The sequence below is a fragment of the Escherichia sp. E2661 genome, from assembly GCF_004745185.1.
Lineage (GTDB): Bacteria > Pseudomonadota > Gammaproteobacteria > Enterobacterales > Enterobacteriaceae > Escherichia.
The window spans coordinates 1-17563 of record NZ_PDIG01000039.1 but is presented as its reverse complement, the minus strand read 5'-3'; the positions used below and the strand labels follow the sequence as shown (position 1 = coordinate 17563).

Here is a 17563-nt window from a genome sequence, read left to right as displayed (position 1 = left end):
ACCGTCGGGGCCATCGTTCAACACGAGGTGGTTTATGAAAACAACAGCTCTGCGTCTTTATGGTAAACGTGATTTACGCCTGGAAACCTTTGACCTTCCTGAAATGCAGGAGGATGAAATCCTCGCGACGGTGGTCACCGACAGCCTGTGCCTCTCTTCCTGGAAAGAGGCCAATCTGGGTGAAAACCATAAAAAAGTACCCGACGATGTGGCGACCAATCCCATCATCATCGGCCATGAATTTTGCGGCGATATTCTGGCCGTGGGTAAAAAGTGGCAGCACAAATTTCAGCCGGGCCAGCGCTATGTGATTCAGGCCAACCTGCAACTGCCGGATCGCCCGGACTGCCCCGGTTACTCTTTCCCGTGGGTGGGCGGTGAAGCCACACATGTGGTTATCCCAAATGAGGTTATGGCACAGGATTGCCTGCTGGCATACGACGGCGAAACCTACTTTGAAGGTTCGCTGGTTGAACCGCTTTCCTGCGTGATTGGCGCGTTCAACGCCAACTATCATCTTCAGGAAGGTAGTTATAACCACACGATGGGGATTCGCCCGCAAGGGCGCACACTGATCCTCGGCGGCACCGGACCAATGGGACTGTTAGCGATTGATTATGCGCTGCATGGGCCCGTTAACCCGTCGCTGCTCGTTATTACCGATACCGACAATAACAAATTGAGTTATGCGCGGCAGCACTATCCATCAGAACCGCAAACACTGATTCATTATCTCAATGCCGCCGATGCAGCATTTGATACGCTAATGGCGCTGAGTGGCGGTCACGGCTTCGATGATATTTTCGTCTTTGTGCCTAATGAAGGACTGGTGACTCTCGCCTCTTCCTTGCTGGCGACAGATGGTTGCCTGAATTTCTTCGCCGGACCGCAGGATAAACATTTCAGCGCGCCAATTAATTTCTACGATGTGCATTATGCCTTTACTCATTACGTTGGCACGTCGGGCGGCAATACCGATGACATGCGTGCGGCGGTCAAACTGATCGAAGAGAAAAAAGTGCAGGCCGCAAAAGTGGTAACACATATTCTTGGGCTGAATGCTGCGGGCGAAACCACGCTTGAATTGCCTGCCGTCGGCGGCGGCAAAAAACTGGTGTATACCGGGAAAGACCTGCCGCTGACGTCACTCACGCAGATTCAGGATCAAGCACTGGCGGCGATTCTGGCGCGTCATCAGGGGATCTGGTCCGGTGAGGCGGAGCAATATCTGCTCACTCATGCAGAGGCAATTAGCCATGATTAATCGCGATACTCAACTGTGCATGTCGCTGGCCGGTCGCCCCGGCAACTTCGGCACGCGTTTTCACAATTATCTGTATGAAAAGCTGGGGCTGAATTTCATCTACAAAGCGTTCACCACCCAGGATATTGAGGCGGCGGCGAAAGGCGTTCGCGCATTAGGTATTCGTGGCTGTGCCGTGTCGATGCCGTTTAAAGAAAGCTGTATGCCCTTTCTCGATGCGATCGATCCGTCAGCGAAAGTCATTGATTCTGTGAATACCATCGTGAATGACGACGGCAGGCTGACCGGGTTTAACACCGACTACATCGCGGTGAAAAACCTGATTATTCACCACCAGCTCAATAGCGCCGCACGCGTGATGATTCGCGGCAGTGGCGGCATGGGCAAAGCGGTCATTGCCGCCTTTCGCGACGCGGGGTTTACCGATGTCATCATCGCCGCCCGCAACCACGAGAGCGGCCCGGCGCTGGCGAAGCAGTATGGCTTCCAGTGGCAACCGCAGCCAGAAGGAATCGACTGCGACATTCTGGTTAACGTTACCCCTGTCGGCATGAGCGGTGGTAAAGAGAGCCATGAGCTGGCCTTCAGCGAAGCGATGATCTCTACGGCAAGCGTCGTTTTTGACGTCGTGGCATTACCGCCGGAAACGCCGCTCATTTGCCTGGCGCAACGGCTTGATAAGCAGACGATCAGCGGCGCAGAGGTGATTGCTTTACAGGCCGTCGAGCAGTTCGCGATGTATACCGGTGTGCGACCTGATGCGCGGCTGATTACTGAAGCGGCACAATTTGCACGAGAAGGATAAGAAACATCAGCGCCTTAAGGGGCGCTCAGATTGGTGGCAAAGTGCACGTTGTTCATGCCGGATGCGGCGCGAACGCCTTATTCGGCCTACAAAATCGCGAAAATTCAAGACATTGCAATTAGCTTGTAGGCCTGATAAGCGTAGCGCATCAGGCAATGCTGTGTTTGTCATCAGGCTCAGCGCCTTGTTTGCTAACCGTCTTCAGAACGCCTGGTACAATGTGTGACATCGTGAGCCACGTCAGTAAGTGGTTAAATTTGCAGTGGTAGCATTCCTTCCGTGTTTTCTTACTAACCGGAGAAGTAATGGAACTGCTTTTATTGAGTAACTCGACGCTGCCGGGTAAAGCCTGGCTGGAACATGCGCTGCCGTTGATTGCTGAACAGTTGCAAGGTCGCCGTTCAGCGGTGTTTATTCCTTTCGCTGGCGTAACGCAAACCTGGGATGATTATACGGCCAAAACGGCTGCGGTCCTTGCCCCACTTGGCGTTTCTGTCACCGGTATTCATAGCGTGGCCGATCCTGTTGCCGCGATTGAAAATGCGGAAATTGTGATTGTCGGCGGCGGTAATACTTTCCAGTTGCTGAAAGAATGCCGCGTACGCGGGCTTTTGGCACCCATTGCCGACGTAGTAAAACGTGGCGCGCTGTATATCGGCTGGAGTGCAGGCGCTAACCTTGCTTGCCCAACCATTCGTACCACCAACGATATGCCGATTGTCGATCCGCAAGGTTTCGATGCGCTGAATCTGTTCCCGCTGCAAATCAACCCGCACTTCACCAACGCGCTGCCGGAAGGCCATAAAGGGGAAACGCGCGAGCAGCGTATTCGCGAACTGCTGGTCGTCGCGCCAGAACTGACCATTATTGGCCTGCCGGAAGGTAACTGGATCAGAGTAAGTAAAGATCACGCTACACTGGGCGGCCCGAACACCACTTATGTGTTTAAGGCTGGTGAAGAAGCGGTTCCGCTGGAAGCGGGTCACCGTTTTTAAGTGAATTGCCGGATGCATGATCCGGCATTTTGTACATAGTGCCTGATGCGACGCTTTACGCGTCTTATCAGGCCTACAGGGTCACGGTATTAATACTCGTCCCGTCCCTCATCTTCATCAGGCTGTTCCAGCACACTGTAAGCCACCGAACAAAACAGCGAGTTCAGGCGCTGCATATCTCCCAGTAAGCCTAAATGCAGCGAACTGGTTTCAATGCTTTGCACGTTTTGCTGATGCAGGCGATCGACGTGAGCGTGGGAATAACGGCGATTAAGAATGCGAAAGCGATGCTTACTACGGCGCAAACGACGAGCGCTGGTGACATCGCCAGAGAAGAACACCGACATTGCCAGCTTTAAATTACTGAGCAATTGCTCATAGAGCGCATCCAGTTCCTTCAACCCATCAAGCGAAAATGCCCGCCGTGCTGCCAGTGATTTGTCAGCAATTTCGCTGCCCATGCGCTCGACGATATCGGAAGCCTGCTCCAGGTTGAGAGCCATTTCGATAATCTCTGCCCAGCGGCGCGACTCTTCTTCCGCCAGCTCTTCTTTTGGCATCCTCGCCAAATAAAGTTTAATCGCGGTGTAGAGGACGTTGATATCATCCGCCAGCTTGCGCAACTCCTTCTCTTCACGCGGTTCACCGTGCATCACTTTATTCAGCCCTTCCATCATCTGTTCCATCGCGTCACCGATGCGCAGTGTTTCACGGGCGGCATTCGCCAGAGCAAGAGTCGGAGTATCCAGCGCACTAACGTCCAGATGTTTTGGTTTCAGATGGGCATCCAACTCAGGTTCATCACGAATAATCGTTTTGCAAAATCGCGCCATTGGATCGACAAACGGCAGCATGACCAGGCAACGAACGAGGTTGTAGAAGACGTGGAAATAGATAACCAGTTCCGCTTTTGGCAAAGGCAGTTTATCCATTGATTCAGCCAGAACATGGACAAATGGCAGGATAATCAAGCTCCCCACCAGCTTAAACAACAAACTACCCATCGCAACACGGCGAGCGGCGGCATTGGCGGCACTATTGTTGAGCATCGCCAGCAGGCCGGAACCGAGGTTGGCTCCGATTACCAGACAGAGCGCCACCGGGAAGGAGATAATACCTGCGGCGGTCAAAGTCGCGGTCAGCAATACAGCAGCAAGGCTGGAGTAGCTGATAACGGCGAACATCGCGCCAATCAGCGCATCCAGCAGAATATCGCCAGTCAACGAAGCAAAGATCACCTGAACGCCGTTTGCCTGGGTGATCGGCGTTACGGCCTGCACAATCAATTCCAGCGCCAGTAAAATCAGCCCAAGACCAATACCGACGCGGCCCAGTTGCCCGGCGCGTGACTGTTTGCGTCCGAGGAAAAAAATCACGCCGATAAAAATGAGCAGCGGTGACAACCAGGATAAATCGAAGGTGAGGACCCGCGCCATTAGCGCCGTCCCGACATCAGCCCCCAGCACAATCACCAGCGCGGGCGCGAGAGCAACCAGATCCTGGGCAACAAACGAAGTCACCAGCATGGTGGTGGCATTACTGCTCTGTACCAGTGCGGTAACGCCGATCCCCGCGCAAAAGGCGAGCGGCTTCTTTTCGACGCTTCGGCTAAGAACTGTACGCAGTCGTGCACCGAAGACGCGCATTACGCCCGTTCGGACAATATGCGTCCCCCAGACCAACAGGGCGACGGCAGAAAGCAGGTGAAGCAAGGTTAGCACGGAATCAGGTTCTCCTTTTTGTTATGCATTTTCCTGTTAAGATTTTTCTAATCACGTTGTTTTTATCCAGGCATTTCTCTTGTATGTACTTTCAGTATAAGAGATTTATACAAGAAAGTATTTAAAAAGGCATTTATATAAAAATTCACCTGTATCTGTTGCTATTTCTATCACACTTTTCCCTGTCGTTTACACCAGATAATCGTTGTCACTTTTGTGACCTCTGAGAAGATAAACAACGAAATATTTAAGACCAGATTCTGTGAGTGAAAATAATTAAGTAACAACGGTATTACGGAGATTGAACAGCTTACGGTAGCAAAACGCATAAATTCCTGAACTGCCAAAAAAGAGAAACTAAACAATTTTTTGTTTTAAAAAAAGATTGCGCAGAAAAGAATAAAGAGAACAATAATACTATTTGTAGCGTAACAGTGGCGACTGCATAAGCGTAAAAACCGCCTTCAACACCGATAGCTTTAAGTAAGGAAATTGAATGAACGATATCGGAATAAAAAGGGATACGACCATTACCAACCGAGTAGAACAGATAGGTGGCTATCGCGATAACATCCATGACACCCCAAAAGAGAAGAATGTATTTTTTATATTGACGTTGCATAAAGTAAATCCTTTTCACGAAAACAAATATTACCAGGAATTATTATAATTGCGGGCGTTTTTTGGATTAACACTCCACCCGTATTTTTTAAACCTCTGTCAGCCATACCTTCACTAAATAAGACATCGATACGCCCTTTACTTTTATCGTGATACAGAATACTGCATGAGATACACCTTATACCCTCTTTGGATTTACGAAAATCTAACCAATAACGACCATCATAAAATACCCACTCCACACCTGTTTTTATATTAATTATCCAATCATTATAACCTGTTGGTTTTTTTCCTAATAGTTCAGTAACTTCGGACTCTGAACATCCTTCGAAAGCAAAAAAATCTATTTCATCAATTTTTATCATGTTCAATAATCCATTATTTATGACATTAAAAACCGGGGCAAATACCCCGGTGTTATCACTTACTCGGCATCATACCCCAGATTCGGTGCCAGCCAGCGCTCAACTTCGGTAACGCTCATACCTTTACGACGGGCATAGTCTTCGACCTGATCGCGCTGAATCTGCGCCACGGCATAGTACTTGCTGTCCGGATGGCTGAAGTACCAACCCGAAACCGATGCACCGGGCCACATCGCGAAAGATTCCGTGAGTTTCATGCCAGTGTGTTTTTCCACTTCCAGCAGCTCCCAGATGGTGGCTTTTTCCGTATGTTCCGGGCAGGCCGGATAGCCCGGTGCCGGACGGATGCCCTGGTAGTTTTCGCGGATCAGCTCTTCGTTACTGAGGTTCTCGTTCGGCGCATAGCCCCAGTAGACTTTACGCACACGTTCATGGAGATACTCCGCAAAGGCTTCGGCTAAACGGTCAGCAAGCGCTTTCACCATGATTTTGTTGTAATCATCGTGCTGCACTTCGAACGCATCAGCCAGCGCGTCTTCTTCCAACCCACCAGTCACGGCAAATGCGCCGATGTAATCTGCTTTACCAGAAAGCTTCGGCGCAACGAAGTCAGCGAGACAGTAGTTAGCGAAGCCCGTTTTTTCGGTCTGTTGACGCAGATGGTGGCTGACGTTGATCACATGTGTACGCGTTTCGTCACGGTAGATTTCAATGTCATCGCCCACACGGTTTGCCGGGAACAGGCCCACCACGCCACGCGGATTCAGCGTTTTCTCGGCGCTTAATTTATCCAGCATGTCGTTGGCGTCTTTAAACAGCCGCTGCGCCTCTTCGCCTACCACTTCATCTTCCAGAATGCGCGGATACTTCCCGGCCAGCGACCAGGTCATAAAGAACGGCGTCCAGTCGATGTAATTACGCAGCGTTTCGATGCTGGCTTCAACTTCCTGCACACCGAGACGGTGCGCCACCGGCGGCGTGTAAGTCTGCCAGTCAAAAGCGAAATCGTTATCGCGCGCCGCTTCCAGCGTGACCGGTGGTGTGCGCGGTTTCTTGCGCCCGTGTTGAATACGCACGGTTTCGTACTCCTTGCGGGTACGAGCAACGAAATCATCACGCTGAGTGTCAGAAAGCAGCGCCGCCACCACACCAACGGTGCGCGAGGCGTTCTGAACATACACCGTCGGGCCGCTGTAGTTTTGCTCGATTTTCACCGCCGTGTGCGCTTTTGAGGTGGTCGCACCACCAATCAATAGCGGAATGGTGAAGCCCTGACGCTCCATCTCTTTCGCCACGTTGACCATTTCGTCAAGCGACGGCGTGATCAATCCTGAAAGGCCAATCAGATCGGCATTCACTTCTTTGGCGGTGCGGAGGATTTTTTCCGCAGGCACCATCACGCCGAGATCGACGATTTCGTAGTTGTTACATTGCAGCACCACGCCAACGATATTTTTACCGATATCGTGGACGTCGCCCTTCACGGTGGCGATCACCATCTTGCCGTTGGTTTTGCCCTGCTCTTTGCTGGCTTCGATAAACGGTTCGAGATACGCCACCGCCTGTTTCATGACGCGCGCCGATTTAACCACCTGTGGCAGGAACATTTTCCCTTCGCCAAACAGATCGCCGACCACGTTCATGCCGTCCATCAACGGGCCTTCAATCACCTGAATGGGGCGCTCCGCCTGCTGGCGGGCTTCTTCGGTGTCCTGTTCAATAAATTCGGTAATACCTTTGACCAGCGAGTATTCCAGACGTTTATTCACTTCCCACGAGCGCCACTCTGCCTGCTGGGCATTAGCGGTATCGTCGGTTTTGCTGCCGCGATATTTCTCGGCAAGTTCCAGTAAACGCTCGGTGCCATCGTCGCGACGATTGAGGATCACATCTTCCACCGCGTCGCGCAGTTCGGCGGGCAGGTCGTCGTAAATCGCCAGTTGCCCGGCGTTGACGATCCCCATATCCATACCGTTGCGGATAGCGTAGTAGAGGAACACAGCGTGAATGGCTTCGCGCACCGGATCGTTACCACGAAACGAGAACGAGACGTTAGATACGCCGCCGGAAATCAGCGCGTGCGGCAGTTCGCGTTTGATGTCTTCACACGCGCCGATAAAGTCCTGCGCGTAGTTGTTGTGCTCTTCAATGCCAGTTGCGACCGCGAAAATGTTCGGGTCAAAGATGATATCTTCCGGCGGGAAGCCGACTTCCTCGGTGAGGATTTTGTACGCCCGACGGCAAATCTCGATTTTCCGTGCGCGGGTATCGGCCTGACCCTGTTCGTCAAAGGCCATTACCACCACCGCTGCACCGTAACGACGCAACAGTTTCGCATGATGGATAAAGGCGTCGACGCCCTCTTTCATTGAGATAGAGTTAACAATGCCTTTGCCCTGAATACACTTCAGCCCCTTTTCGATGACCTCCCATTTTGAGGAGTCGATCATAATCGGCACGCGGGCGATATCCGGTTCACCGGCAATCAGGCTGAGGAAACGCACCATCGCCGCTTCGGCATCGAGCATCCCCTCATCCATGTTGATATCGATAATCTGCGCGCCGTTTTCCACCTGTTGACGCGCGACATCCAGCGCCTCGCTGTATTTCTCTTCTTTGATCAGGCGCTTGAACTTAGCGGAACCGGTGACGTTGGTGCGTTCACCCACGTTCACAAACAGGCTATCTTCGCCAATGTTCAGCGGCTCCAGGCCGGACAAACGGCAGGCTACGGGAATTTCCGGCAGTTTGCGCGGCGCTAATCCTTCTACTGCACGACTCATCGCTGCAATATGTTGTGGCGTGGTGCCACAGCAACCGCCGACGATATTGAGGAATCCCGCTTCCGCCCATTCGCGGATGTGCTTCGCCATCGTGTCGGCGTCGAGATCGTATTCACCAAAGGCGTTGGGCAGCCCAGCGTTCGGGTGAGCGGTGACGTAGCATTCCGCAATCCGTGATAGTTCCTGCACGTACTGGCGCAGTTCGTCTGGCCCCAGCGCACAGTTCAGGCCAAAAGTCAGCGCTTCGGCGTGGCGCAATGAGTTGTAAAATGCTTCGGTGGTCTGCCCGGAGAGGGTGCGCCCGGAGGCGTCAGTGATGGTGCCGGAGATCATAATCGGCAGTTCAACGCCCAGCGCTTCGAACTCCGTTTTCACCGCAAAAATCGCCGCTTTGGCGTTGAGGGTGTCGAAAACGGTTTCAATCAGAATCAGATCCGCACCACCTTCGACTAATGCTTTGGTGGATTCGCGATAGGCCGCCACCAGCTGGTCAAAAGTGATGTTGCGGAATGCTGGATCGTTTACGTCCGGAGATATAGACGCCGTGCGGTTGGTTGGGCCGAGAACACCAGCAACGTAGCGCGGTTTCTCCGGCGTGCGCGCGGTCCACTCATCAGCACAGGCACGCGCCAGTTTCGCTGCCGCAAAGTTAATTTCTGCCGACAGGGATTCCATCTGGTAATCCGCCATCGCAATAGTCGTGGAGTTGAAGGTGTTGGTTTCGATGATATCTGCGCCCGCTTCAAAGTAAGCGTTGTGGATGGCGGAGATCACTTCCGGTTTGCTGAGAACCAGCAGGTCGTTGTTACCTTTAAGATCGCAAGGCCAGTCGGCAAAACGTTCACCGCGAAAATCTGCCTCGTTCAGTCGATAACTCTGGATCATGGTGCCCATACCGCCGTCCAGCACCAGAATACGTTCATTTAACTGCGCACGCAGTTGTTCAACTTTGCTGCTCACACTCGCTCCCGACACGCTCAACCCAGACTGTAAAAAAATTCAACAGACCATACTGGCATAAACGCATCAGTGGTAAAAGCGACCACCACGCAACATGAGATTTGTTCAACATTAACTCATCGGATCAGTGTGGCAACTGTTGCATTACACCGCAATAAAAATGAAAATGATTTCCACGATACAGAAAAAGGAGACTGTCATGGTCGCACCCATTCCCGCAAAACGCGGCAGAAAACCCGCCGTTGCCACCGCACCCGCGACTGGACAGGTTCAGTCTTTAACGCGTGGGCTGAAATTACTGGAGTGGATTGCCGAATCCAATGGCAGTGTGGCGCTAACGGAACTGGCTCAGCAAGCCGGATTACCCAACTCCACTACTCACCGCCTGCTAACCACGATGCAACAGCAGGGTTTCGTACGTCAGGTCGGTGAACTGGGTCACTGGGCGATCGGCGCACATGCTTTTATGGTCGGCAGCAGCTTTCTCCAGAGCCGTAATTTGTTAGCCATTGTCCATCCTATTCTGCGCAATCTGATGGAAGAGTCTGGCGAAACAGTAAATATGGCGGTGCTGGATCATAGCGATCACGAAGCGATTATTATCGACCAGGTGCAGTGTACGCATCTGATGCGTATGTCAGCCCCTATCGGCGGTAAGTTACCGATGCATGCCTCTGGTGCCGGTAAAGCCTTTTTAGCCCAACTGAGCGAAGAGCAGGTGACGAAGCTGCTGCATCGCAAAGGCTTACATGCCTATACCCACGCGACGCTGGTGTCTCCTGTGCATCTAAAAGAGGACCTCGCCCAGACGCGTAAACGTGGCTATTCATTTGACGATGAAGAACATGCGTTGGGGCTTCGTTGCCTCGCGGCGTGTATTTTCGATGAGCACCGCGAACCATTTGCCGCGATTTCGATTTCCGGGCCGATTTCACGTATTACCGATGACCGCGTGACCGAGTTTGGCGCGATGGTGATTAAAGCGGCGAAGGAAATCACGCAGGCGTACGGCGGAATGCGGTGACTTTTTCGCCTCTGGTTTATACGAATCGCACGCTAAACCGCTGCCTGCGCCGATACGCATAAACATCTTCCACGTGCCCTTCACGGATGCGTTTTTGTAGCGCGCGCCAGTAATCAGCGCGGAACAGGTCGGCGTGCATCTCTTCAAACAGTGGCCCAATGCGCGGGTCGGCACATAGCCAGTGGCGGAATTCTTCTGGGAAAACATCGCCCGGCGAAACGCTGTACCACGGCTCACTAGCAAGTTCGTCTTCCGGGTAGCGCGGCGGTGGGATATCGCGGAAATTCACTTCCGTCATGTAGCAAATTTCATCGTAATCATAAAACACCACGCGCCCGTGACGGGTGACACCGAAGTTTTTAAACAGCATGTCGCCAGGGAAAATATTGGCGGCGGCAAGCTGGCGAATGGCATTACCGTACTCTTCAATGGCGTCGCGCAGCTGCTGACCTTCCACTTGTTCCAGCCAGATATTGAGCGGCACCATTCGCCGTTCGATGTAGAGATGGCGAATCACAATCTGTTCGCCGAGATCGGTGATTTTTTCCGGCGCCTCCTGGAGCAGTAATTCCATTAATGCCGGGGAAATATGCCGCTTCGCCAGTACAAAGTTTTCAAATTCCTGGGTGTCCGCCATTCGGCCTACACGATCGTGCTCTTTAACCAACTGATAGCAGGCGCGGACGTGAGCCGCAGACATCTCTTTCTGCGGCGCGAACTTGTCTTTAATCACTTTGAATACCCGATCAAAGCCCGGCAGCGTGAACACCAGCATCACCATTCCACGAATGCCCGGCGCTTCAATAAATTGCTCATTACAGCCTTGCAGATAAATCAGATATTCACGGTAACTTTCGGTTTTGGCGTGCTTCTGGCAGCCGATAGCCATATACAGTTCTGCGGTCGTTTTGCCCGGTAGAATTTCCCGTAGCCACTCGACCAGTGCGGCAGGTAGCGGCGCGTAAACCATAAAATAGGAACGCGCGAAGCCAAAGACGATGCTCGCTTCGGCGGTCGTCGTCAGGCAGGTATCGATAAATAACTCGCCATCGTCCGTCTGGTGGATCGGCAGCAAAAAGGGCAATGTGCCGGAAGGCGTTATTAGTTTGCCTACCAGCCAGGCGGCTTTATTGCGGTAAAACAGTTCGTTCGCCACCTGTAAATGGCTTTCGGCGAGGTTATCAGTCCCCATCGTTTCGGTCAGATGGCGAATGATGTAGTTGATATCACGGCTTTTATTCTGCCAGCGCAGGCGCAGCGGCAGATCGCTGATAACACGCATTAGTAGCGATTCCCAGCCGTGATCGGGATAAAAGTCTTTCGCCAGCGGGCGTGGAATGGTACGAAAACGGCGCTCCGGCTGGGAGCTAAAGATAAAAAGCCGCTCGGGAGTAAGCGAGCGGTGGTCAAATAACCGACAGTACACGGAGTTAAAAAAGCTCTCCGCAATCTCGAAGCGCGGGTAATCCGGCAACAGCCGGGTGTAATGCTCTTTGACGCGCAGTAAAAATTCCGCGTCCGCGCTTTGGCCGTTAGTGATACAGCGCAGCTGTTCCACCACCAGACCCACGTGATGATCATAAAGATGGATACGGTTTTTCATCGCCTGCTGGACAGCATGCCAGTCGGCTTGCTCGAAACGCTGCTGCGCCCCGGAAGTCACTTCGAGGAATCGACCATACTGAGCGTCGAAACCTTGCAAAATGGTTTGTGCAATCAATAATTCCAGGCCACGCGGCATTTAGCGCCCTCATCAGGAGCAGAGAATTGCCGGATGCGGCGTAAATGCCTTATCCGGCCTACAGTTAGCAACGGTTGTAGGCCTGATAAGACGCGCAAGCGTCGCATCAGGCATCATGCGCTGATTGCCGGATGCGGCGTAAACGCCTTATCCGGCCTACAGTCAGCAACGTTTATCGGTTGCTTAGAACTGCGATTCTTCGGTGGAGCCGGTCAGCGCGGTAACCGACGACGTACCGCCCTGAATAATGGTCGTCACTTTATCGAAATAACCTGTACCCACTTCCTGCTGGTGAGAAACGAAGGTGTAGCCATCTTTCGCGGCAGCGAATTCCGGCTGCTGCACTTTCTCAACGTAATGCTTCATGCCCTCGCCCTGCGCATAGGCGTTTGCCAGGTCGAACATGTTGAACCACATGCTGTGGATGCCTGCCAGGGTGATGAACTGGAACTTGTAACCCATATCCGACAGCTGCTGCTGGAAGCTGGCAATAGTTTTGTCGTCGAGGTTTTTCTGCCAGTTGAACGACGGCGAGCAGTTATAAGCCAGCAGTTTGCCCGGATATTTCGCGTGGATGGCTTGTGCAAAGCGACGCGCCAGTTCCAGGTCTGGCGTGGAGGTTTCACACCATACCAGGTCAGCATACGGCGCATACGCCAGGCCGCGGCTGATCGCTTGTTCAATACCTGCATGAGTACGGAAGAAACCTTCGTTGGTGCGTTCGCCGGTAATAAATTCGCTATCATACGGGTCGCAATCGGAGGTGATCAGATCCGCCGCATCGGCATCGGTACGAGCAACCAGTAGGGTTGGAACGCCCGTCACGTCGGCAGCCAGACGCGCAGCGACCAGTTTCTGAATAGCTTCCTGAGTTGGCACCAAAACTTTGCCACCCATATGACCGCATTTTTTCACGGACGCCAGCTGATCTTCGAAGTGAACTGCCGCTGCACCGGCTTCAATCATCGCTTTCATCAGTTCAAAGGCATTCAGGACACCGCCAAAACCGGCTTCCGCATCAGCAACAATCGGCAGGAAGTAATCGACATAGCGCGGATCGCCCGGCTCAATGCCTGCAGACCACTGGATCTGATCCGCACGGCGGAAAGTATTGTTGATCCGCTCCACCACAGCTGGCACCGAGTTTGCCGGATAGAGCGACTGATCCGGATACATGCTGGCCGCCAGGTTAGCGTCCGCCGCTACCTGCCAGCCAGACAGGTAGACCGCTTCAATGCCCGCTTTCGCCTGTTGCAGCGCCTGACCACCAGTCAGTGCACCGAGGCTGTTGATATAGCCTTTTTTCGACTCACCGTGCAGCAGACGCCACATTTTCGCCGCGCCCAGTTGCGCCAGCGTGCATTCCGGATTGACTGAACCACGTAATTTCACCACATCTTCCGCGCTGTACGGGCGAGTAATGCCTTCCCAACGCGGTTGAGTCCACTCTTTCTGTAATTCTTCAATTTGTTGTGTACGGGTTTTCATGTGCAGATGCTCCATAGTTATGTGGTGGTTTACGCTAACAGGCGGTAGCCTGGCAGGGTCAGGAAATCAATTAACTCATCAGAAGTGGTGATCTGTTCCATCAGGCGTGCGGCATCGTCAAAACGCCCCTGGGAGAAACGTTCTTCGCCCAGTTCGCTGGCAATGACTTTCATCTCTTCGCCCAGCATCTGGCGGAACAAGGCTTTGGTCACCGGTTTGCCATTGCTCAACGTTTTTTGATGATGGATCCACTGCCAGATTGAGGTACGGGAAATTTCAGCCGTCGCCGCATCTTCCATCAGGCCATAAATCGGCACACAGCCGTTGCCGGAGATCCACGCTTCGATGTACTGCACAGCCACACGAATGTTGGCGCGCATACCGTCTTCGGTGCGTTCACCGTCACAAGGTGCCAGCAGTTGATCGGCAGTAATCGGCGCGTCTTGTTCGCGCATCACTTCAAGCTGATTTTTACGGGAGCCGAGAATGTCGTTGAATACCGCCATTGCCGTATCCGCAAGGCCTGGGTGAGCGATCCATGTGCCATCGTGACCGTTATTGGCTTCCAGCGATTTATCCGCTTTTACTTTATTGAGCACCTGATTATTGCGCTCTTCATCTTTGCTCGGAATAAACGCTGCCATGCCGCCCATCGCAAAAGCACCGCGTTTATGGCAGGTTTTAATCAACAGGCGTGAGTAAGCATTCAGGAAGGGTTTATCCATCGTCACTGCCTGTCTGTCTGGCAGGACGCGATCGGGATAGTTTTTCAACGTTTTTGATATAGCTGAAGATGTAATCCCAACGACCGCAGTTCAGACCAACAATATGGTCGCGCAGCGCGTGAAGGATTTCGTCCATCTGGAACACGGCGGGCAGCGTTTCAATCAGCAACGTCGCCTTGATAGTGCCGCGCGGCAGATTAAAGCGATCTTCGGCATAGCTGAAGACTTCGCTCCACCAGGCCGCTTCCTGCCAGGACTGGGTTTTCGGCAGATAGAAATAGGGACCGCTGCCCTTTGCCAACAGTGCCTGATAGTTGTGGAAGAAATAGAGCGCAAAATCAAACAGGCTGCCAGGAATTGCTTCGCCGCGCCAGGTGACGTGTTTTTCCGGCAAGTGCAGACCGCGTACCCGACAAATCAAAACCGCGGGATTGGGCTTGAGCTGATAAATTTTGCCTGCTTCATTGGTATAGCTGATGGTGCCGTTAACCGCATCGCGCAGGTTAATTTGCCCATCGATCACTTTGTTCCAGTCTGGTGCCAGTGAATCTTCGAAATCGGCCATAAAGACTTTCACATTGGCGTTGAGCGCGTTGATCACCATCTTGCGCTCTACGGGTCCGGTAATCTCTACCCGACGATCTTCTAAGTCCGCAGGAATCCCGCGAATTTTCCAGCCAGCATCACGAATGGAAGCCGTTTCCGAAATAAAATCAGGCAACATTCCGTTATCGATATCCTGCTGCTGCTGAATGCGCGCTGCCAGAAGTTTATTGCGTTGTGGCGTAAAATGCGTCACCAGCTCAGTCAGAAATTCTACCGCTTGGGCAGTAAGAATTTGCTTCTCCTGCTCGCCATATGGCCTTGTGAAAGCCAGTTCATCGGTTGTTGTTGCCTGTTCAGTCATCGTGCAGCTCCTCGTCATGGATCCGAAAACTTCCCCACTGTGAACGAAGGATCGTTGTGCGCTTTTCGTTCAGCACAACTAAGACTACTCATTTAAAATGCAAAATCAAAAACAATTTCCATTTTAATTAAAAATACTTGATAACTTATTGATAACAATATGAATAAAATTTATTCACCTGCTGAGGTGCGTTTCGGAAATAAAAAAAGGCACCCGAAGGTGCCTGAGGTAAGGTGCTGAATCGCTTAACGATCGACTATCACAGAAGATTAATCCAGCGTAGGATTCATACGGCGTAGATCGTATGGCGTGATCTGGTAGACGTAATAGTTGAGCCAGTTGGTAAACAGCAAATTACCGTGACTACGCCAGCTCGCTCGCGGTGTATTTTGCGGATCATTGTGCGGGAAATAGTTATACGGTACATCCGGGTCTAGCCCGGCTTCCACATCGCGGAAAAATTCCTGCGCCAGCGTTTGCGCATCATATTCGGGATGGCCCGTCACAAAGGCAATTCGCTTATCTTTGCTGGCAAACAGATATGCATCCCCTTCTTCCGTCTCTGCCAGAATTTCCAGATCGGTGTAATCACGAATCAACGCGGCAGGGAAATCGGCATAGCGCGAATGTGGTGCCAGGAATGAATCATCAAAACCACGCGTCAGAAGCGCATGAGGATGGAGAATATGATGCTCGTAAACGCCAGAGAGTTTGTCGGTGCGGGTTTGCTTAGGAATGCCGTAGAGGATATTGAGCGCGGCCTGTACCGCCCAGCAGACAAACAGCGTCGAGGTGACGTGATCTTTCGACCACTCCAGCACCTGTTTGATCTGCGGCCAGTAAGCGACATCATTAAACTCCACCAGACCCAGCGGCGCACCAGTTACAATCAGACCGTCAAAGTTCTGTTCCTGAATATCTTCAAAGTTACAGTAGAAATTGTTCAGATGCTCTGCGGGCGTGTTGCGCGATTCGCGGGAATCGATGCGCAACAGCTGAATATCGACCTGCAAAGGTGAGTTTGAAAGCAGGCGCAGAAACTGATTTTCAGTTTCGATCTTCTTCGGCATCAGGTTAAGGATAAGCACCTTTAGCGGACGAATTTCCTGACCAGACGCGCGAGAAGTTGTCATCACAAAGACGTTTTCTTCACGCAAGAAATTGACGGCGGGTAGCTCGTCCGGCACACGAATCGGCATAACCTGATTACCTCACTACATACGCTTATACGTTTAGACATCCAGATAGCTGAAGATAACCAGAAAATTTGCCAATGTCGAGCCTGCATGTTGAAGGTGAGAAAGTTTCAAGGAAAAGGCTACGTTAGAATATAAGAATGACTAAAAGGAGAGAAAATGGTTATTAGTATTCGCCGCTCACGGCATGAGGAAGGGGAGGAACTCGTTGCGATTTGGTGTCGTTCTGTCGATGCCACCCACGATTTTTTATCAGCAGAGTATCGGGCCGAGCTGGAAGAGCTGGTGCGTTCCTTTCTGCCGGAAGCACCGTTGTGGGTCGCGGTTAATGAGCGGGATCAGCCGGTTGGGTTTATATTGTTAAGTGGGCAGCATATGGATGCGCTGTTTATCGATCCTGATGTGCGCGGCTGCGGCGTGGGTCGGATGCTGGTGAAACATGCGCTCTCAATGGCACCGGAACTGACAACCAACGTTAATGAACAAAATGCACAGGCGGTAGGGTTCTATAAGAAGATGGGCTTTAAGGTTACCGGGCGTTCTGAGGTGGACGATTTGGGGAAACCGTATCCGTTGCTGAATCTGGCGTATGTGGGGGAATAAGCTGCCCCCCTACCGTGCCTGCGTAGGCTGGATAAGACGCGCCAGCGTCGCATCCGGCCTTTTTTTTGCACCAACGCAAAAAGGCCATCCTGACGGATGGCCTTCTGCTTTATCTGATGCCTGGCAGTTCCCTACTCTCGCATGGGGAGACCCCACACTACCATCGGCGCTACGGCGTTTCACTTCTGAGTTCGGCATGGGGTCAGGTGGGACCACCGCGCTAGTGCCGCCAGGCAAATTCTGTTTTATTCAACCCGCTTACGCCGGTTAATCTAATCTGTTATCAAGCTTACTTATCGATGTCTCTCCGCCAAACATCTCGGCGTTGTAAGGTTAAGCCTCACGGTTCATTAGTACCGGTTAGC

The 17563-nt window shown here is 52.2% G+C and carries 10 protein-coding genes, 1 rRNA gene and 3 pseudogenes; 5 read left to right on the top strand and 9 right to left on the bottom strand.

Annotated features, from left to right (window positions below; translation table 11 throughout):
- Positions 1 to 34: 34 nt before the first annotated feature.
- The 3 genes from sorE to pepE all read left to right on the top strand — a co-directional run bounded on the left by sorE (position 35) and on the right by pepE (position 3064).
- Positions 35 to 1264 carry an L-sorbose 1-phosphate reductase gene (gene sorE / locus CRI63_RS21760; protein ID WP_135520770.1) on the top strand — a complete coding sequence of 410 codons (1230 nt, stop codon included), beginning with the start codon at positions 35 to 37 and terminating at the stop codon, positions 1262 to 1264.
- Positions 1257 to 2069, top strand: a complete 813-nt coding sequence (locus CRI63_RS21755) for a shikimate 5-dehydrogenase (protein WP_135520768.1) — start codon at positions 1257 to 1259, stop codon at positions 2067 to 2069. Before sorE ends, CRI63_RS21755 begins: the two co-directional genes overlap by 8 nt.
- 305 nt (positions 2070 to 2374) lie before the next feature.
- Positions 2375 to 3064 carry a dipeptidase PepE gene (pepE, locus tag CRI63_RS21750; RefSeq protein ID WP_135490101.1) on the top strand — a complete coding sequence of 230 codons (690 nt, stop codon included), beginning with the start codon at positions 2375 to 2377 and terminating at the stop codon, positions 3062 to 3064.
- 89 nt (positions 3065 to 3153) lie between these two features.
- On the opposite strand, the gene CRI63_RS21745 is transcribed toward pepE, so the two are convergent.
- The 4 genes and pseudogenes from CRI63_RS21745 to metH all read right to left on the bottom strand — a co-directional run bounded on the left by CRI63_RS21745 (position 3154) and on the right by metH (position 9514).
- Positions 3154 to 4785, bottom strand: a complete 1632-nt coding sequence (locus tag CRI63_RS21745; RefSeq protein ID WP_130205749.1) for a Na/Pi cotransporter family protein — start codon at positions 4783 to 4785, stop codon at positions 3154 to 3156.
- Between the two features lie 170 nt (positions 4786 to 4955).
- Positions 4956 to 5407 (bottom strand): annotated as a pseudogene (locus CRI63_RS21740) (hypothetical protein).
- A 46-nt stretch (positions 5408 to 5453) separates the two neighbouring features.
- Positions 5454 to 5771, bottom strand: a pseudogene (locus CRI63_RS21735) (hypothetical protein); the annotation flags it as partial.
- Between the two features lie 59 nt (positions 5772 to 5830).
- A complete protein-coding gene (gene metH, locus CRI63_RS21730; RefSeq protein ID WP_135520764.1) occupies positions 5831 to 9514 on the bottom strand; it encodes a methionine synthase in 3684 nt (1227 codons plus the stop codon).
- Positions 9515 to 9713: 199 nt separating this feature from the next.
- Between metH and iclR the strand changes: the two genes are divergently transcribed.
- Positions 9714 to 10538 carry a glyoxylate bypass operon transcriptional repressor IclR gene (gene iclR / locus CRI63_RS21725; protein WP_135520762.1) on the top strand — a complete coding sequence of 275 codons (825 nt, stop codon included), beginning with the start codon at positions 9714 to 9716 and terminating at the stop codon, positions 10536 to 10538.
- Positions 10539 to 10554: 16 nt separating this feature from the next.
- Here the strand turns inward: iclR and aceK are convergent, their stop codons facing one another.
- The 4 genes and pseudogenes from aceK to metA form a co-directional block, all read right to left on the bottom strand.
- On the bottom strand, positions 10555 to 12279 hold the full coding sequence (gene aceK, locus CRI63_RS21720; RefSeq protein ID WP_135520760.1) for a bifunctional isocitrate dehydrogenase kinase/phosphatase: 1725 nt from the start codon (positions 12277 to 12279) through the stop codon (positions 10555 to 10557).
- Positions 12280 to 12462: 183 nt separating this feature from the next.
- On the bottom strand, positions 12463 to 13767 hold the full coding sequence (gene aceA, locus CRI63_RS21715) for an isocitrate lyase (RefSeq protein WP_000857849.1): 1305 nt from the start codon (positions 13765 to 13767) through the stop codon (positions 12463 to 12465).
- Between the two features lie 29 nt (positions 13768 to 13796).
- Positions 13797 to 15399, bottom strand: a pseudogene (gene aceB / locus CRI63_RS21710) (malate synthase A).
- A 269-nt stretch (positions 15400 to 15668) separates the two neighbouring features.
- Positions 15669 to 16598, bottom strand: a complete 930-nt coding sequence (metA, locus tag CRI63_RS21705; RefSeq protein WP_135520758.1) for a homoserine O-succinyltransferase — start codon at positions 16596 to 16598, stop codon at positions 15669 to 15671.
- A gap of 156 nt (positions 16599 to 16754) precedes the next feature.
- Here metA and CRI63_RS21700 point away from each other — a divergent pair, with 156 nt between their 5' ends.
- Complete coding sequence (locus CRI63_RS21700; protein ID WP_135520756.1) at positions 16755 to 17198, top strand: acetyltransferase; 444 nt, start codon at positions 16755 to 16757, stop codon at positions 17196 to 17198.
- Positions 17199 to 17316: 118 nt separating this feature from the next.
- Here the strand turns inward: CRI63_RS21700 and rrf are convergent.
- Positions 17317 to 17432, bottom strand: a 5S ribosomal RNA gene (gene rrf, locus CRI63_RS21695).
- Between the last annotated feature and the right edge of the window lie 131 nt (positions 17433 to 17563).